Raw genomic sequence first — 14,331 nt, forward strand, 5'->3', positions numbered from 1 at the left:
CTGGTTATTTATAAAGTGGTAAGTTACCAGTGATTTTATTGATATCTTTCTTTGGTCCAACTATGCCAATGCCAGATAACTTCAATTCATCCGAATGTTCAGCAGATAATTTTCCTTCGTATTCCTCATATGTTCTGCATGATTGCGCTAAACAGGAGAAAGGACTCAATTTAAAATTATCGTTAGATTTTAATTCATTATGAATAGCGGTCAGTACATCATGACTTGCTTTCAAAACAGGCAAAGGCGTTTTAATGACACCGGGATAACAAATGCTATCTTGACTAAAGACATCGTGTCCTACAATCCCGTTGATATTTCTACCAATTGAAACACTAATGACGCTCAGTGCATTCATGGCTAACCCAAGTGGCAGACTATCAGCGATAACGACGACACTTTTATGTAGGTTTTCGTCAAATTCCATACGACTTTCCTATTAACTGAGTGAAATTTATCAACTTATTTATATCGATAATAATATCCGAGACTGTCCATGTACTTATTTCTTTCCATAGCACCACGCCTTTTATATGATCGGGATGATGCATGTATATGTCCAAGTCTTCGTAACTTTCAAAGTAACCAATTAAACTAAAGTCAACTGATTGCTTTCTGTCTACCGTACTTCGACCACAAAACCATCCTTTTATTTCACTTATCTCATTTATATGATTTAACGTCACCTTCTCTGCTAATATAGCCTTTTCACTATCCCAGCTTATTCCATCCTTGAAGGTAAATAAGACTTGATGTGCAATTAAGTTATTTTTGCCCAACATAATTTACCTCATAATTAATGATTTTAAGTTATAATAACATGTAGAAACGATCTGATTTATACCTAATATTAGCGCATGCCTGATTTAGTTTTTTTGATTTGCGTCTAATTTAAATAGCACATTGCATTTATAGCAGTCAACTATTTCCCTATGGTAATAATTTAAAAAAGAGTGGGAATATTGTGGTTCTGACAATGATAAGAAAGCTGTTATGGCTTGCCTTTGGCTTATAAAAAACAAGCTCAATTTGATTGCGCTTACGCCTTGAAAATATGTTTTGTCGTCTTGTGTTCTATCGTATTTTGAGTATTTGTTTTTTAACATGTTAACCGATCCTTATATTGTTTGGAGATAGGTTATTTTGGATACTTTATCTTCCACTGCCACCAGGCGATCAGGCTATTTTACGATCAATGGCTATTTTCTAATAGGTAACAGAGATAATAAAACATTTCGTTGTCATTTCTGATTTGTCAGTAAATAGCCAGTTTTTTGATGTTGAAAATAACTCGCTCATCGGCTGTATCATTCAAGCCATGGTATGTCGTTGAGCATGTCACTCATGATGAGTGTTGTGGTGATATTTTTAAATCATCTATCATTTATGCTTGATTGTTTGCAATAGGTTGTAATATACTGCGCTCGCTTTCGGGGGCTAGCCCTGAAACACGCCGGCTTAGCTCAGTTGGTAGAGCAACTGACTTGTAATCAGTAGGTCACCAGTTCGACTCCGGTAGCCGGCACCAAATCAAATAGGAAGCCGTTATCTTTTCAGAAGATGACGGCTTTTTTCTTGCTTGATAGTAGATGCTGCTGTTTATACCCGTCATCTTTCAAGTTGCCTCTTTGTTGGCTGCGCTCGCTCACCCCGGTCACATCGTTATCTATGCTCCCGGGGATTCACTCCCTTGCCGTCGCGATGCATCTTGAAATCCATAGGGTATATATATCCAGTTAATTCTGCTATTTTCCAGTACAATTTCCCGCAAAAACGAGTTTTTGAATTCATGGCATGGTTAAATTTACTGTCAGGCTGGTCGAAATAAAACCATGTAACTAGAAATATAGGATGGCAAATTTTTAGATAATACGGATTTATTTTCACTAGTAAAAACTAACAGAGAAAAATATTAGCATTTGGGATATCTGTTTTCCAGACATGAAAAAATATTTGCTATAGATGTGTATCCATCTATTCGTCTGGCGAGAGCTGAAAATAAAATGGGATAGGGTGAGTAGGAAATAGCATAGGTTTAAAAATCACATTGGTTAGAAGCGGATATATCTGACAGTGTTAAAACTTTTCACGTAGATATTTACCTGATAATCGGTAATTTATCGTTAGCAACATTAATTCTGTGGATATCTTAAATTTTTTGCCTGACCTGCTGGCGATATTTCGAATAGGGTTGTTGCGATCTCACATTTGTACCAGTTTCGTTGTCCATCACCCTGTAAACAGGCCGATTTCTGTGTCTTCGGCATAAGTGTGGATACCATTCTTAATCGGCATTTTATGACGGATTTCAACGTCGATCAAAAATATTTTTTACACTCAAATATCCATGAGATAAAAAATTTGTGCTATTTTTTATTTAATGAATTTTTTATCTCATAATAAAAAGGGGGTGTTATGTTGCTTGAAAACTTTTGATAAATAATAAAGAACATGCGAGTTGCTTTAGATGCTAAGCGTTTTAAAGGAAGGTACATTAGAGGATTAAATGAAGATTATAAATTTGTATAATAAATACGTAGATGAGGAAGAGAAGCACTTTATGATCATCCGTATTAATAACGATATTTATGTGTTTTCCTCTGAAACTAAGCTTGGTCAAGAATAGGGGTTATTTACTATTTGTATTTAATAGACTAAGTAAACAGGTGTATTTAAATGATGTAGTTACGTAACAGAGAAACACAAAAATAGAGAATGAGAAATTTGTTATAATGCCGAATGCATGGATGCATGAGACCATCATGAAAATAATTTTTACTACTATTTGTTACTAAAAGTTAAGGTCAAAATATATGCGCAATATTCAACAAGTTTTAGAGTGTTGGGGCGGTTGGGTTGATGATGCCACTGGTATTAATTGGCCACCGATCGCTGCTGGATTTAAAGGTCTGATTGCGTCAACTCGTTCATTACGTCCTTCCTGCTGTGATAACGATGGCTTGATCATTGATGCTTGTATCGCAAAGTTGCAGACGGTAGGTAAATCTGAAGAAATTGAAGTTTTATTTATGTACTACGCTTTAAGGCTTTCCAAACGGTCCATCGCGCGTTTAATTAAAGTACCTGATATTGAAGTACGTTCCCGGTTGCAAAAGGGAGAAAGTTTTGTCCAGGGATGTTTGGCTATGCTTGATATTAAGTTAGAAATGGATGATGAAATACAAAAACACAAAAAGCTTGCGCGTACGCAAAAAGCTATGGTAGTGTACTAATCAGTTAAAGTTGCGAATAAGCCCCGATAGAAATGAGCTATAGAAATAAACTATAGAAATATCGGGGCTTTTTTCATTCCGATATTGCAGGTAATGGGGGAAATTAGGATTTAAGCCATCAAATTCAATTTAAAAAATTCCTGTTATCCAATGAACTCTATTTATACCCTATGGATTTCAAGATGCATCGCGGCGGCAAGGGAGCGAATCCCCGGGAGCATAGCAAACTATGTGACCGGGGTGAGTGAGTGCAGCCAACAAAGAGGCAACTTGAAAGATGACGGGTATAGTACGAGTGAACTTTAAGTATCTTCTATTGTACTCTGATAAATAAGTGAAAATTTAAATCATTATTGTCGAAGGCCGCACTGTGTTGCGGCCTTTTTCGTATTTGCCGTCGCGAATCGCTTACACATATTTTTTACCTTTTTCGCGGTCGGTATCCCTATTAAATCAATCATAACTCGGTGTTGAAAACTAAGAACTAGTCCTCAATGCAGGGCTTGGTTTACCCATGGCACAGGGTGAGTTATTGCTGTTTGATGGAGGTATTTTTGATGAGCAACGGTAGTGATAAAGCGGGTTGGTTAACACCTACCACGCCTGGGCCTGAGTACGATGATGAGCTGGAAAATATATTAAGTCGTTGGCTAGGAGGTGTTTCTGGTTTGCCTGACGATAACGTGCGTTCTCGATGGACATCAGCACACCTGCCCCAGTTACCGGTAGATGATGACAGGTGTGATTTTGACATTACGGATTTTATTTCGGATGCCTCGCCTGCTTTTGAGAACCAGACTGATGAAGGAACCAAATTATGGCGTCATGAGGAAATTGTGTGCTTGATTTCCTTTTATGGCCCGAACAGCCAGCGGTACGGTGCCCGTTTTCGTGATGGCGTGGCGGTCAGTCAGAACAATGACGAATTAGAACGTTTCGGTCTTTCAGTCGACAAACTCAGCTGGCTGACTTCGTTACCGGAACTTATCAATAACCAGAGGGTGCGTCGTTATGACATGACGATCACCTTGCGGCGAAAAGTGGTGCGTGAATACGGTGTTAAATCACTGGTGGAAGCGCCTGTCAAATTCTTAGGAGATTAAATTATGCAGGGTTTACCTGTTTCAAACATTATCAATGTCACGTTGAATATGGCTCCTCATGCGGCTCAATCCCGGAACTTTGGGGCGTTACTGATCATCGGTGCAAGTAACGTGATCAACCCTCATGAACGTTTACGCCGGTATTCGGATATCGATGGTGTCGGTGCTGATTTTGGGCTGAGTTCACCAGAGTATCAGGCCGCGGCGCTTTATTATTCCCAGTCACCCCGTCCGGTTGATTTATATATTGGTCGGTGGGCTAAGGACAATGTGGTCTCCTCTTTACAAGGGGCGGTATTGACTAAACAGCAGCAAATGATGAGCAAATTTATTGCTGTCACCGATGGCTCTTTTAAATTGACGATTAACGGTAAAGAAACGGTATACAGCGGCGTCGATTTGAGTAAAGAGGCCAATCTTAATGGTGTGGCCCAACGGATAGCAGATAAGTTAAAAGATTGTTCAGTCGCATATGATAGTTCTTCTTCGCGTTTCGCTATTATGCCGAATTCTGTCGATGCGGTTGGCTATGTTTCACCGGCAACGACGGGAACTTATATTGGTGATTTATTAAAGCTGGACGAAATATCGGGAGCTACCGCTATCGAATCTACCAAAGCAGAAACCATTGCTGAGGCGGTGGCGGCACTGGGATCGGTATCCAGTGGCTGGTATGGGTTGGTTATCGCTGATGACTCTCTGACGGATAAAGATATTCTCTCTGTTGCTGATTACATTGAATCCGCATCTGTTCCCCGCATCTATGGACATACAGCGCAAAAAGCGGATGTCTTGGATGCTGATGTTAAAACTGATATCGGCTCAAAATTAAAAGAGAGAAACTATCAACGCACACTTTGGCAATATTCAACCGGTAAATCCTACACGGTTGCTTCGCTGTTGGGCCGTATGTTTACCGTCAATTTCAACGGCAATAACACCACTATCACCTTGAAATTTAAACAAGAGCCCGCGGTAACCGCAGAAAACCTCACCGCAACGCAAGCCAATGTGTTGAAAAGGATGAATGGCAACGTTTTTGTTAAATACAGCAATGATACGGCCATTATTCAGGAAGGTGTCATGGTGAATGGGGATTTCATTGATGAGCGCCACGGTCTGGATTGGTTGCAGAACTACGTTCAGAACAATCTTTATAACCTGCTTTACACCAGTACCAGCAAGATCCCACAGACTGATGAAGGTGTCACACGATTAATCACCAATGTTGAACAGTCACTGGCGCAAGCGGCGACAAATGGATTAATCGCTCATGGTGTATGGGGTGGCGATCCGATTGGTGCGTTGGATACGGGCGCAACATTAACCAAAGGTTACTACGTTTACGCACCGCCAATTGCGACACAGGCACAGGCTGATAGAGAAGCACGAAAAGCACCGGTTATTCAGTGTGCAATCAAATTAGCCGGTGCTGTCCACTACGCTGATGTCATCATTAATGTAAACAGATAAGGGTTGAAAATGGCTACATATTCTTTTCTTGATGTTTCCGCTTCTATTACCGGAGTTGGCGGCTCTTTTGATCTTGGTAACGGTGCCGCGCTCTCTGATGAGGGAATTACCGTCACCATGTCGGAGAGTAAAAACACCATGACCACCGGTGCAGACGGAGAAGTCATGCATTCATTGCATGCAACCAAGTCTGGAACTATCACCGTTAATTTACTTAAGACGAGCCCGGTAAACGCTAAATTGAACGCGATGCTCAGCACACAATCGCTTTCATCAGCGGCATGGGGTAATAACGTGATTGTTATTCGCAATAAACAAAGTAATGACATTGCTGTTGCTCGCTCTGTCGCCTTTCAGAAACAACCGGATTTGCAGAATAACAAAGCAGGCGGTACCGTTTCTTGGGTATTTGATTGCGGAAAAATCGACATCATGTTAGGCACATTCTAACCAGCTTACTTCACAACCATTTAAATCACCTTTAAATTTGCCGCAGCATTTGTCTCTATTTTTACGTCGGACTTATGCTGCGGTAGTTTGAGCGAGCTTGAGGATAAGTGATCATGGAATTTGAAATTGATGGCAAAAAATATCGCAGTGGTAAATTGAACGCTTTTCAGCAACAAGATTTAGCGGTGGCTTTGGCTCCGGCTATTCCGGCACTTGGACCGCTGATGAAAAAGATGGTGACAGCTAAAAATGATGATGGAGTAACGGGTTTTGAAGAAGTGCTCCCTTATTTGGTGGAATCCATCAATGCATTAGGAAAATCCAACCGACATGAAATTAATGATATTTGCTTATCAGTGGTTTCTCGTGAACAGAATGGTATCTGGAACCGGATTTATGAACCTGATGGACAGGTATTGATGTTCGATGACATCAACGGCTTCGAACTGTTGAAAATTGTCGGATTTATTATTCGAGACGCATTGGGAAATTTTTTTCCCGCCCCATTAGAGAGTGCAGTGTAATCTCAGGACAAGCCAATTTAAATTTTGAAACCCTCCCGAAAGGGCGTGATTATCTGTTACGCCCGGTCATTGCGGGCATGTGCCGTTATGAATCATTGAAAAACAGCGTTCTTGATCTAGCTGATATTGCATTGATGAATGATGCCCTTGATGTTAAATCGGAAAATGAGGCCATGATAGAGAGGTGGCGAAATGAGCAATGACGTTGAAACAACTAAAGATTTCCTGATATCGCTGAGGTTTGATGTTGATGAAGTGGAACAGCGTAAATTTATGGCTGTTATCACCGAAGTCACGTCTGGCATTCTCAAAATGAGGGCGGAAATTGAAAACGCAACATTAGTTGTGGCCAGTTTTATCACCCAAATAGCTGACGGATTGGATAAGTTATACGGTAAGTTGCAAGAAACAGACGCAGTGGTTGAAAAAATTAAATCTATCAATGAGGAAAGCGTCCGTCGAGCGGTGGGAGGTGTAGAGAGATTTCTGCCGAGCATTAATGTTCAATCCCATGATACAAATGGTCGCCATTTTAATACTGCCTCCTTGGTCGCATCGATGGATGAGCAGTTATTAAAAGCAACAACGGATTGTGCTAATCAAAATACCAGCATACTTGATAGTGATGACATATTTAATGCTATTGAGGAATTAGTTAAATGGTTAGACAAAGGAGAAATTTCTGCGAAAGGTTTATTGGCGACATTGAATGAATTATGGAAATTTACAGGAAGAAAAATTGTCCTGGGTGTATTATTTGATTTTAATAGTCGGTTAAATGCCTTACAGGAAGAAGCAAAGAAAAATCACGAAACAGTGGCTGAAACATTATCACGGCGGAAAAGAGAGTATGACAAAAATAAAAAACCACTTATAACATATGATCAACTCGATAATTGGATGTCAACACATGGGATTTATATTGCTTCTGACTTGACTCCATTTTTCAGTAAAGATAAATATGAAAAATACCAAGAACAAATTGATGGTAAGAAAACGATAATCCACAAAGAATACAGCCAAAAAGTTGCTGATATTTCCAGTAAAGTATCAGAACGATCAAGTAAAACGAAAAAGAAGCGAAAGAATAGGCAATTAAATAAAGATCATCTTAAGGATGACATTGTTGAACATCACGATGTGCCTAAGGAATTAAATATTCCAGTTAATCAACCAACGAATATTTTTAATAGTGAGCTTACAGCAGCAAAGCTAAAAAAATTAAAATCTTCGCGAGGAGTACGGAATAACAATCCATTAAATATGAACTTTGCACATCAGACCGGGGCAGTACTTGAAGATAATCCAAAACCCAGATTTGCTCAGTATCCAGATGCATTCAGTGGATTAAAAGGTACAGCTCATCAGTTGATGCGTTATTTTCGTGGTAAAACTACAGGAACAAAGCTACAGACTATTGCGAGTATTGTCCCGACATGGGCACCAAAGAAAGATCATAATAAAACCAAACAGTACATTACCAATGTGTCTAAAATGATGGGAGTTTCTAAGGATACGTTCCTTGATCTCACTGATCCTGATGTGATGCAACGGCTGATTGATAGCATGATGATAGAGGAAAGTGGTGGTAATCCCTATTCACCAGAATTTATCAGGAAGGCGATTATGGCAGAGCTACAGCCAGCGAATAAAGCGCCAAAGCAGGCTGGACATTTAAATCATGTAGCTCATTATTTGCAGAATATTTCCATTGATCACCGAATGATCAATGGTGCGGTGACCAATATCAACAGTATGATGAATCATCAGGAATTGACTCCTGCTTTATTACATCGTGCGCCAATATCTGCCAGCAATAATATGCCGGGAATAGGAGAAGTAAATTATCATATTGAAGTCAACGGTGTTGAATCTCCTAGAGAAGCGGCAAGATTGACCGGAGAAACGGTAGAACGCACTCACAGTATGCTCCTTCGAAATATGCAAACACAGGTGAGATAACAATGGATATATTATCAGTCATGTTTTCTCAGCAAAAGAGAAAAATAGGTGTTATTGTACCGAGTGTCGTTATTTCAGAAACCCATACCGATGTATCGAATATCACCGATCATCCGGTCCAGCAGGGGGTGACATTCAGTGATCATGCTTATGACAGCCCATCGGAAGTAAGAATGGATTTAGGTTTTGCCGGTGGAGGTTCGCTGCTTGATGTTATTGATACGACAAAAGTATTTGATATTTCTACCGGGCTGAGCCTTGGAACCAGTCCGCGTGATATATATCAACAGTTACTTGACCTGAGGGCATCACATAAACCGTTTGATGTCGTAACGGGAAAGCGATTATATAAAAATATGTTGATTAAAGATATCAGTGTCACAACAGATAGAACCAGTGAAAATGTTTTATCGGTGGCTTTAAACCTGCGTGAAATTGTTATTGTTGAAACATCACCGAATAAGGCCGCGCCGGCGGAAAATATGAAAAATCCTGAAGATACAGCACCTGTCATTAATATGGGAGCTAAAGTCACGGTGAAGCCATCAATGCCAAAAATTATTCTTGATTTTATTATAGAGCGAGGTAAGAAATGGCTAGGGTTGTAGAAATTCCTTTATCACCGCAAAATCAGCAATTCGACATTCAGCTCAATGGCATTAACTATAAAATGAGATTAATGTGGCGTGATATCGCGGGTTGGATTTTGGATATTATGACGCCGGACAGTGAATTTATCGTTACAGGTTTGCCGTTGGTTTTTGGGGTTGACTTACTGGAACAATATCGCCATCTTGGTTTTAACGGCTCATTAATTTTTTATGGTGATATAAATCAGGAGAAACCTTTCAGGAATAATCTTGGTAAAGAGGACAGGTTATACTTTGTAATAAGTTAACTTGATGGGGGTAAGGGAAAGATATTTTTAATAATTTATTACATACGCCGCTTAATTGCGGTTCTTTTATTTCTATTAATTAGGTGAATTATGTCAAAACAATGGATAAGAGAATGCCACCTTATCGTTGTAGACAAAGATGGCGAAAAAGTAAATTTATCAGACCTGAAAATCACATTTAACATTAGCAGAACGGAATCTTCCAATCCTGCTAGCGGTATTTTTACTCTATATAACCTCAATAACGAAACCAGTAATAAATTACGTAAAAATGAATTTAAAAAAATTAAATTTGTGGCGGGTTACAAGGAGAACTCAGGACAAATATTCTCAGGCCAAATTCAGTACACGTATGTAAAAAGAGACAACGCAACGGATACTTGTGTTGTGATTCATGCAGCGGACGGGGATGAAGCACACAATTACGCGACTGTGAATACCACCATTGCGGCTGGATATTCGCAAGCAGATTTAGATCATTTGCTAATGCGTGATATTGCCAAATATGGCATTACCGCCGGTCTACGCCCTGAATTCAGTAAATCAGCATCACCCAGGGGAAAAGTACTTTTTGGCATGCACCGCAATGAAGTTTCTAATTTGGCAAAACAATGTGATGCTAATTGGCGCTATGAAGATAACAAACTACATATTGTACCCAAAAATAAATACTTAACTGAAGCCATTGTCCTGACTTCAAAGACAGGTCTTATTGGTATGCCTGAACAAACTATTGGTTCAGGTATTAACGTTACATGCTTAATTAACCCGAATATCCGCCCCGGGACATTAATCCGACTGGATAACCGCTCAATCAAACCAGTTGATCCGGCGACTAAACAAGCTGCTCAATCTGGCGATCATAAGGATGCAAAAGCACAACCGGCAACGTTGGACGCTGATGGTGATTACATTGTCTTCAATGTGGAGTACTCCGGCGATACCCGCGAAACGGAGTGGTACATGACAATAATGTGTATCGCCAAGAGCGATCATACTTTGCTGAATCAATCAACTCGCAATAAGGATAAGGCAGAGAGCGAATGATAAATACTGACGAACGACTCAATAGACCCGAAGCGGTCTTTTTTGCTATGCAAGAAGTCATTAGCGCCGGATTGTATGTCTCCTTGCCTTGCATTATTCAATCATTTAATGCTGATGCGGTAACCATCACCGCGCAACCGGCCATCAGATGGAAAATCAGGCAAAGAGACGGGGAACTGGAATCGGTATCCTTGCCACTATTAGTGGATGTGCCGGTTATATTCCCAAGGGGAGGTGGCGTGACGTTAACCTTCCCGGTAAGAGCCGGTGATGAATGCTTAGTCGTATTTGCTGATCGTTGCATCGATTATTGGTGGCAATCTGGCGGTGTACAAGAGCCGGTGGACCCCAGGCAGCATAACCTGTCCGATGGATTTGCGCTTATTGGCCCGCAATCTCAGCAACAAAAAATAGCGAATATCAGCACTCACACCGCGCAACTGAGAAGTGATGATGGCGCGGCGTATATTGAACTTGATCCCAGCAGCCATAACGTCACGATTATCACACCGGCAAAACTTATCGCGACAGCCAATGGCGGTACTGAAATCACTTCACCTGACATCATCCTAAACGGCAACGTCACCATTAACGGCAACTTATCACAGGGCATGGGCGTTGGTGGTGGCACCGCAACCCTGCAAGGCCCGGTCACGGTGAGTCATGATGTGACAGCGGCAGGGATTAGCCTTAAAAACCATGTACATAGTGGTGTGCAATCAGGTGGCGGTAAGACGGGGAAACCTCAATGAGATACAGAAGAGAAATTGACAACGACTATGTATTTGGGCGTGGAGAGGCGGGTTTTCTTATCAACTCACCGGAAGCCGTCGCACAAGCGGTGAAAACGCGCCTGATGTTGCACAGTGGCGAATGGTTTCTTGATAACCGAGAGGGGACAGATTACGACGACGTGTTGGGTAAAGGCACATCGAGTTTTTATGACCTGATTATTAGACAGCGAATACTGCAAACGCCGGGTGTAGAGAACATTACCCAATACCGTAGTGAAAGAAACCCGGAAACAAGAAAAATCACCATTACAGCCACGATAGACACGATTTATGGACAGACAGGAGTAACTGCTGATGTATGAAAGTATTATCAACACCATGTTACCTGCTATTGATAAAAACGGGATCAATGCTCCTGATTATCAAACCATCTTGAATAGCTGGAAGACGATATTCAGGGATATTTATGGGGACGATATTTACATTGAATCTGACAGTAAAGACGGTGTTTTTTTATCGCTGATAGCCTACGTTATTCACGGTTGTAACAACGCAACCATTGCTTCCTATAACTCATTTAGCCCGACAACGGCGGTGGGCGAAGGGCTTTCCCGTAATGTCAAAATCAACGGCATCACCAGAAAAAGCGCCAGCAACTCAACAGTGGATATTTTGGTTACTGGTCGAGCAGGCACGGTTATCCGCAACGCTTCTGTCCGGGATGATGCGGGCAACGCTTGGTCACTACCGGATGAAGTGATTATAGATACACACGGGCAGGCTATTGTGACCGCGCTTTGTCAAAAATCGGGTGCGATTGGCGCATTGCCCCACACGGTTAACCAAATTGCTACGCCAACATTGGGCTGGCAAACCGTGACAAACCCGGTTGCGGCGACACTTGGTCGGGGAATTGAAACCGATGTAGAACTGCGAATACGGCAAGCGGTTTCCGTTGCGCTGCCTTCGAGAACCATTATAGATGGACTGATGGGGGCCATTGCCAACCTGCATGGAGTTTCACGTTACCGGGGATATGACAACGACTCGGACAAAACGGATGAGAATGGCATACCTGCCCACAGCATATCGCTTGTCATTGATGGTGGAGACTCGAAAGAGATTGCCCGGACTATCCTGGTGAAGAAAACGCCGGGCATACCGACATTTGGCACCACCTCTGAAACGATTACCGATGATTATGGCAATAAAAAAACGATAAACTTCTATCGCCCTACACTGGTGCCAATTTACGTTGAAATACACATAAAACCCTTTATCGGATATACATCAGATATTGGCAATAATATTCGTAATGAAATATCTAACTATATAAAATCCCTTTATATTGGAGATGGAGTATATGTGACTCGTTTATTTGTACCGGCAAACTTATGCAATAAAAACGGTGGACAGACATATGAAGTATTATCTGTGATAGTGGGAAAATCAGCATCAACGACAGGAACGGCGAACATAGACATAGCATTTAATGAAGCGCCGACGTGCTCACCTGAAAATATTAAAATAGTAACGGTGCTTGAATGAACAGATATATGAAACTAATTCCTGCATATCACATGGAAGGTAAAAAATATGTCAGGATGCTTGAAGCTGTGACTGATATTTTCAACCAGAATGCGCTGACAACAGATTTACTGATTAGCCGTTTTGACCTTGATAAAGCGGTGGGCAAACAGCTTGACATTATTGGAGAATGGGTAGGAAGAAATCGAATGATCCAAACTCCAATTGAATCCTATTACTTCTCCTTTGATATTACTGACTTAGGATTTGATAGTGGTCAATGGAAAGGGCGGTTTGACAGTGATAAAAGTTATATCAAACTGGATGATGATAATTATCGGGTTGTCATTAAAGCTAAAATAGGCGCAAATAACTGGGATGGAACGGCTGAGTCATTTAATAACATCCTGAGTTTTATTCATTCAAATAATGGCCTATCGGTATCTTTTGAAGATAACTTGGATATGTCATTCACAGTAACGATTAAAGGAAAATCAATCAGTACAATTACTAAAGAAATCATCCATCAGGGTTATCTCTCGCTTAAACCTATGGGGATAACGGTTAATTACCATATAGTGGAGGGTTAGAAATGGCTAAAAATGATTTTAAAGCATTTGCCATTGGTGAAAACGCGAATACTTTGTCACAAGAAGAATATGAAAGTTCAGATTTTATTGGGGAGGGTTTTAAATCGGGAATAGCGAGGAGTGAGCGCTTAAATAAAGTTTGGCGCCAATCTTCGGTTATAGCCGCGGTGATAGGGAAATATATTGCGGAAAAAACCGGGGAAGACGTTATGGATGATGGAGACCTGGAGAAACTCGTAGCGCAATTGGATTTAGCATTAAAACATAAAATTACTACGGAAATCCCTGCTGCTTCACTGACGCAGAAAGGCATATCGCAACTCAACAGCGCGACAAATTCTGACAGAGAAGATCAAGCGGCGACACCGAAGTCGGTCCACGATGTTAGAAAAATCGCTGAGAGCAAATTGAGTGGTGTTTCTGATGCCTCATTGACTCAGAAGGGGATTGTACAACTGAGTAATGCAACAAATAGCACAAATGAAACCTTAGCGGCGACGCCAAAGGCAATTAAAGAAGCATATGATTTTGCAAATACAGCAAACGTAGCAGCTAAAAATGCTCATGATGAAGCAAACAGGGCTACAGATAATGCTAATAGCAGATTGGCAAAAAACCAAAATGGAGCAGATATCCCTAATAAAAGTGAGTTTATAAAAAACCTTGGTTTAACAGAAACGGTAGAATTGGCGAAAAGTGCCGTGCCGAACAGCCGGAAAATTAATGGCAAGGTGTTGAGTGGGGATGTCAGTTTGAATGCCGGGGATGTGGGGGCTTTTCCAGATGTTCG

Annotated in this window: 18 protein-coding genes and 1 tRNA gene; 17 read left to right on the forward strand and 2 right to left on the reverse strand. The window is 40.9% G+C overall.

Annotation, left to right across the window (positions count from 1 at the left end; translation table 11 throughout):
* Positions 1 to 4: 4 nt before the first annotated feature.
* Positions 5 to 427, reverse strand: coding sequence for a DUF2000 domain-containing protein (locus tag AAC155_RS12830; protein ID WP_113042568.1), 423 nt, complete (start codon positions 425 to 427; stop codon positions 5 to 7).
* On the reverse strand, positions 417 to 782 hold the full coding sequence (locus AAC155_RS12835; protein WP_112877528.1) for a Dabb family protein: 366 nt from the start codon (positions 780 to 782) through the stop codon (positions 417 to 419). The genes AAC155_RS12830 and AAC155_RS12835 overlap by 11 nt, the downstream gene beginning before the upstream one ends.
* 670 nt (positions 783 to 1,452) lie before the next feature.
* Between AAC155_RS12835 and AAC155_RS12840 the strand changes: the two genes are divergently transcribed.
* The 17 genes from AAC155_RS12840 to AAC155_RS12915 form a co-directional block, all read left to right on the forward strand.
* A tRNA-Thr gene (locus AAC155_RS12840) sits at positions 1,453 to 1,528 on the forward strand.
* A gap of 1,285 nt (positions 1,529 to 2,813) precedes the next feature.
* Positions 2,814 to 3,233 carry an antiterminator Q family protein gene (locus tag AAC155_RS12845; protein WP_113042570.1) on the forward strand — a complete coding sequence of 140 codons (420 nt, stop codon included), beginning with the start codon at positions 2,814 to 2,816 and terminating at the stop codon, positions 3,231 to 3,233.
* A 150-nt stretch (positions 3,234 to 3,383) separates the two neighbouring features.
* The gene (locus tag AAC155_RS12850; protein WP_158536565.1) at positions 3,384 to 3,539 is read left to right on the forward strand and encodes a hypothetical protein; all 156 of its coding nucleotides are present in this window, start codon (positions 3,384 to 3,386) and stop codon (positions 3,537 to 3,539) included.
* 248 nt (positions 3,540 to 3,787) lie between these two features.
* A complete protein-coding gene (locus tag AAC155_RS12855) occupies positions 3,788 to 4,336 on the forward strand; it encodes a phage neck terminator protein (protein WP_422615641.1) in 549 nt (182 codons plus the stop codon).
* Positions 4,337 to 4,339: 3 nt separating this feature from the next.
* Positions 4,340 to 5,809, forward strand: coding sequence for a DUF3383 domain-containing protein (locus tag AAC155_RS12860; RefSeq protein ID WP_011147253.1), 1,470 nt, complete (start codon positions 4,340 to 4,342; stop codon positions 5,807 to 5,809).
* A 9-nt stretch (positions 5,810 to 5,818) separates the two neighbouring features.
* On the forward strand, positions 5,819 to 6,259 hold the full coding sequence (locus AAC155_RS12865; RefSeq protein WP_011147252.1) for a DUF3277 family protein: 441 nt from the start codon (positions 5,819 to 5,821) through the stop codon (positions 6,257 to 6,259).
* A gap of 113 nt (positions 6,260 to 6,372) precedes the next feature.
* Positions 6,373 to 6,783 (forward strand): phage tail assembly chaperone, encoded by a 411-nt coding sequence (locus tag AAC155_RS12870; protein ID WP_113042572.1) that lies wholly within the window; start codon positions 6,373 to 6,375, stop codon positions 6,781 to 6,783.
* Between the two features lie 134 nt (positions 6,784 to 6,917).
* Positions 6,918 to 6,986 (forward strand): DUF6889 family protein, encoded by a 69-nt coding sequence (locus AAC155_RS24490; RefSeq protein WP_411179146.1) that lies wholly within the window; start codon positions 6,918 to 6,920, stop codon positions 6,984 to 6,986.
* Positions 6,976 to 8,745, forward strand: coding sequence for a hypothetical protein (locus AAC155_RS12875; RefSeq protein WP_113042574.1), 1,770 nt, complete (start codon positions 6,976 to 6,978; stop codon positions 8,743 to 8,745). The genes AAC155_RS24490 and AAC155_RS12875 overlap by 11 nt, the downstream gene beginning before the upstream one ends.
* A 2-nt stretch (positions 8,746 to 8,747) precedes the next feature.
* Complete coding sequence (locus AAC155_RS12880; RefSeq protein WP_109791681.1) at positions 8,748 to 9,353, forward strand: phage baseplate protein; 606 nt, start codon at positions 8,748 to 8,750, stop codon at positions 9,351 to 9,353.
* Complete coding sequence (locus tag AAC155_RS12885) at positions 9,338 to 9,643, forward strand: phage baseplate plug family protein (protein WP_112877510.1); 306 nt, start codon at positions 9,338 to 9,340, stop codon at positions 9,641 to 9,643. The genes AAC155_RS12880 and AAC155_RS12885 overlap by 16 nt, the downstream gene beginning before the upstream one ends.
* A 90-nt stretch (positions 9,644 to 9,733) precedes the next feature.
* Positions 9,734 to 10,690: a phage protein gene (locus AAC155_RS12890; RefSeq protein WP_113042576.1), complete on the forward strand. Its 957-nt coding sequence runs from the start codon at positions 9,734 to 9,736 to the stop codon at positions 10,688 to 10,690.
* Entirely contained in the window at positions 10,687 to 11,442 is a 756-nt protein-coding gene (locus AAC155_RS12895) for a phage baseplate assembly protein V (protein WP_113042577.1), read from the forward strand. Before AAC155_RS12890 ends, AAC155_RS12895 begins: the two co-directional genes overlap by 4 nt.
* The gene (locus AAC155_RS12900; RefSeq protein WP_113042579.1) at positions 11,439 to 11,786 is read left to right on the forward strand and encodes a hypothetical protein; all 348 of its coding nucleotides are present in this window, start codon (positions 11,439 to 11,441) and stop codon (positions 11,784 to 11,786) included. Before AAC155_RS12895 ends, AAC155_RS12900 begins: the two co-directional genes overlap by 4 nt.
* Positions 11,779 to 12,972 (forward strand): baseplate J/gp47 family protein, encoded by a 1,194-nt coding sequence (locus AAC155_RS12905; protein ID WP_113042580.1) that lies wholly within the window; start codon positions 11,779 to 11,781, stop codon positions 12,970 to 12,972. Before AAC155_RS12900 ends, AAC155_RS12905 begins: the two co-directional genes overlap by 8 nt.
* A gap of 8 nt (positions 12,973 to 12,980) precedes the next feature.
* Entirely contained in the window at positions 12,981 to 13,541 is a 561-nt protein-coding gene (locus AAC155_RS12910; RefSeq protein ID WP_113042590.1) for a DUF2612 domain-containing protein, read from the forward strand.
* Between the two features lie 2 nt (positions 13,542 to 13,543).
* The coding region (locus AAC155_RS12915) for a tail fiber protein (RefSeq protein WP_192880521.1) at positions 13,544 to 14,331 on the forward strand (788 nt) is incomplete at its 3' end.

This window comes from Photorhabdus sp. HUG-39, from assembly GCF_963878365.1.
In the GTDB taxonomy this organism is placed as follows: Bacteria; Pseudomonadota; Gammaproteobacteria; order Enterobacterales; family Enterobacteriaceae; genus Photorhabdus; species Photorhabdus kayaii.

Coding starts and splice junctions, on each gene's coding strand:
- AAC155_RS12830 (WP_113042568.1), bottom strand. CDS start 427: ATGGAATTTGACGAAAACCTACATAAAAGTGTCGTCGTTATCGCTGAT.
- AAC155_RS12835 (WP_112877528.1), bottom strand. CDS start 782: ATGTTGGGCAAAAATAACTTAATTGCACATCAAGTCTTATTTACCTTC.
- AAC155_RS12845 (WP_113042570.1), top strand. CDS start 2,814: ATGCGCAATATTCAACAAGTTTTAGAGTGTTGGGGCGGTTGGGTTGAT.
- AAC155_RS12850 (WP_158536565.1), top strand. CDS start 3,384: ATGAACTCTATTTATACCCTATGGATTTCAAGATGCATCGCGGCGGCA.
- AAC155_RS12860 (WP_011147253.1), top strand. CDS start 4,340: ATGCAGGGTTTACCTGTTTCAAACATTATCAATGTCACGTTGAATATG.
- AAC155_RS12865 (WP_011147252.1), top strand. CDS start 5,819: ATGGCTACATATTCTTTTCTTGATGTTTCCGCTTCTATTACCGGAGTT.
- AAC155_RS12870 (WP_113042572.1), top strand. CDS start 6,373: ATGGAATTTGAAATTGATGGCAAAAAATATCGCAGTGGTAAATTGAAC.
- AAC155_RS12875 (WP_113042574.1), top strand. CDS start 6,976: ATGAGCAATGACGTTGAAACAACTAAAGATTTCCTGATATCGCTGAGG.
- AAC155_RS12880 (WP_109791681.1), top strand. CDS start 8,748: ATGGATATATTATCAGTCATGTTTTCTCAGCAAAAGAGAAAAATAGGT.
- AAC155_RS12885 (WP_112877510.1), top strand. CDS start 9,338: ATGGCTAGGGTTGTAGAAATTCCTTTATCACCGCAAAATCAGCAATTC.
- AAC155_RS12890 (WP_113042576.1), top strand. CDS start 9,734: ATGTCAAAACAATGGATAAGAGAATGCCACCTTATCGTTGTAGACAAA.
- AAC155_RS12895 (WP_113042577.1), top strand. CDS start 10,687: ATGATAAATACTGACGAACGACTCAATAGACCCGAAGCGGTCTTTTTT.
- AAC155_RS12900 (WP_113042579.1), top strand. CDS start 11,439: ATGAGATACAGAAGAGAAATTGACAACGACTATGTATTTGGGCGTGGA.
- AAC155_RS12905 (WP_113042580.1), top strand. CDS start 11,779: ATGTATGAAAGTATTATCAACACCATGTTACCTGCTATTGATAAAAAC.
- AAC155_RS12910 (WP_113042590.1), top strand. CDS start 12,981: ATGAAACTAATTCCTGCATATCACATGGAAGGTAAAAAATATGTCAGG.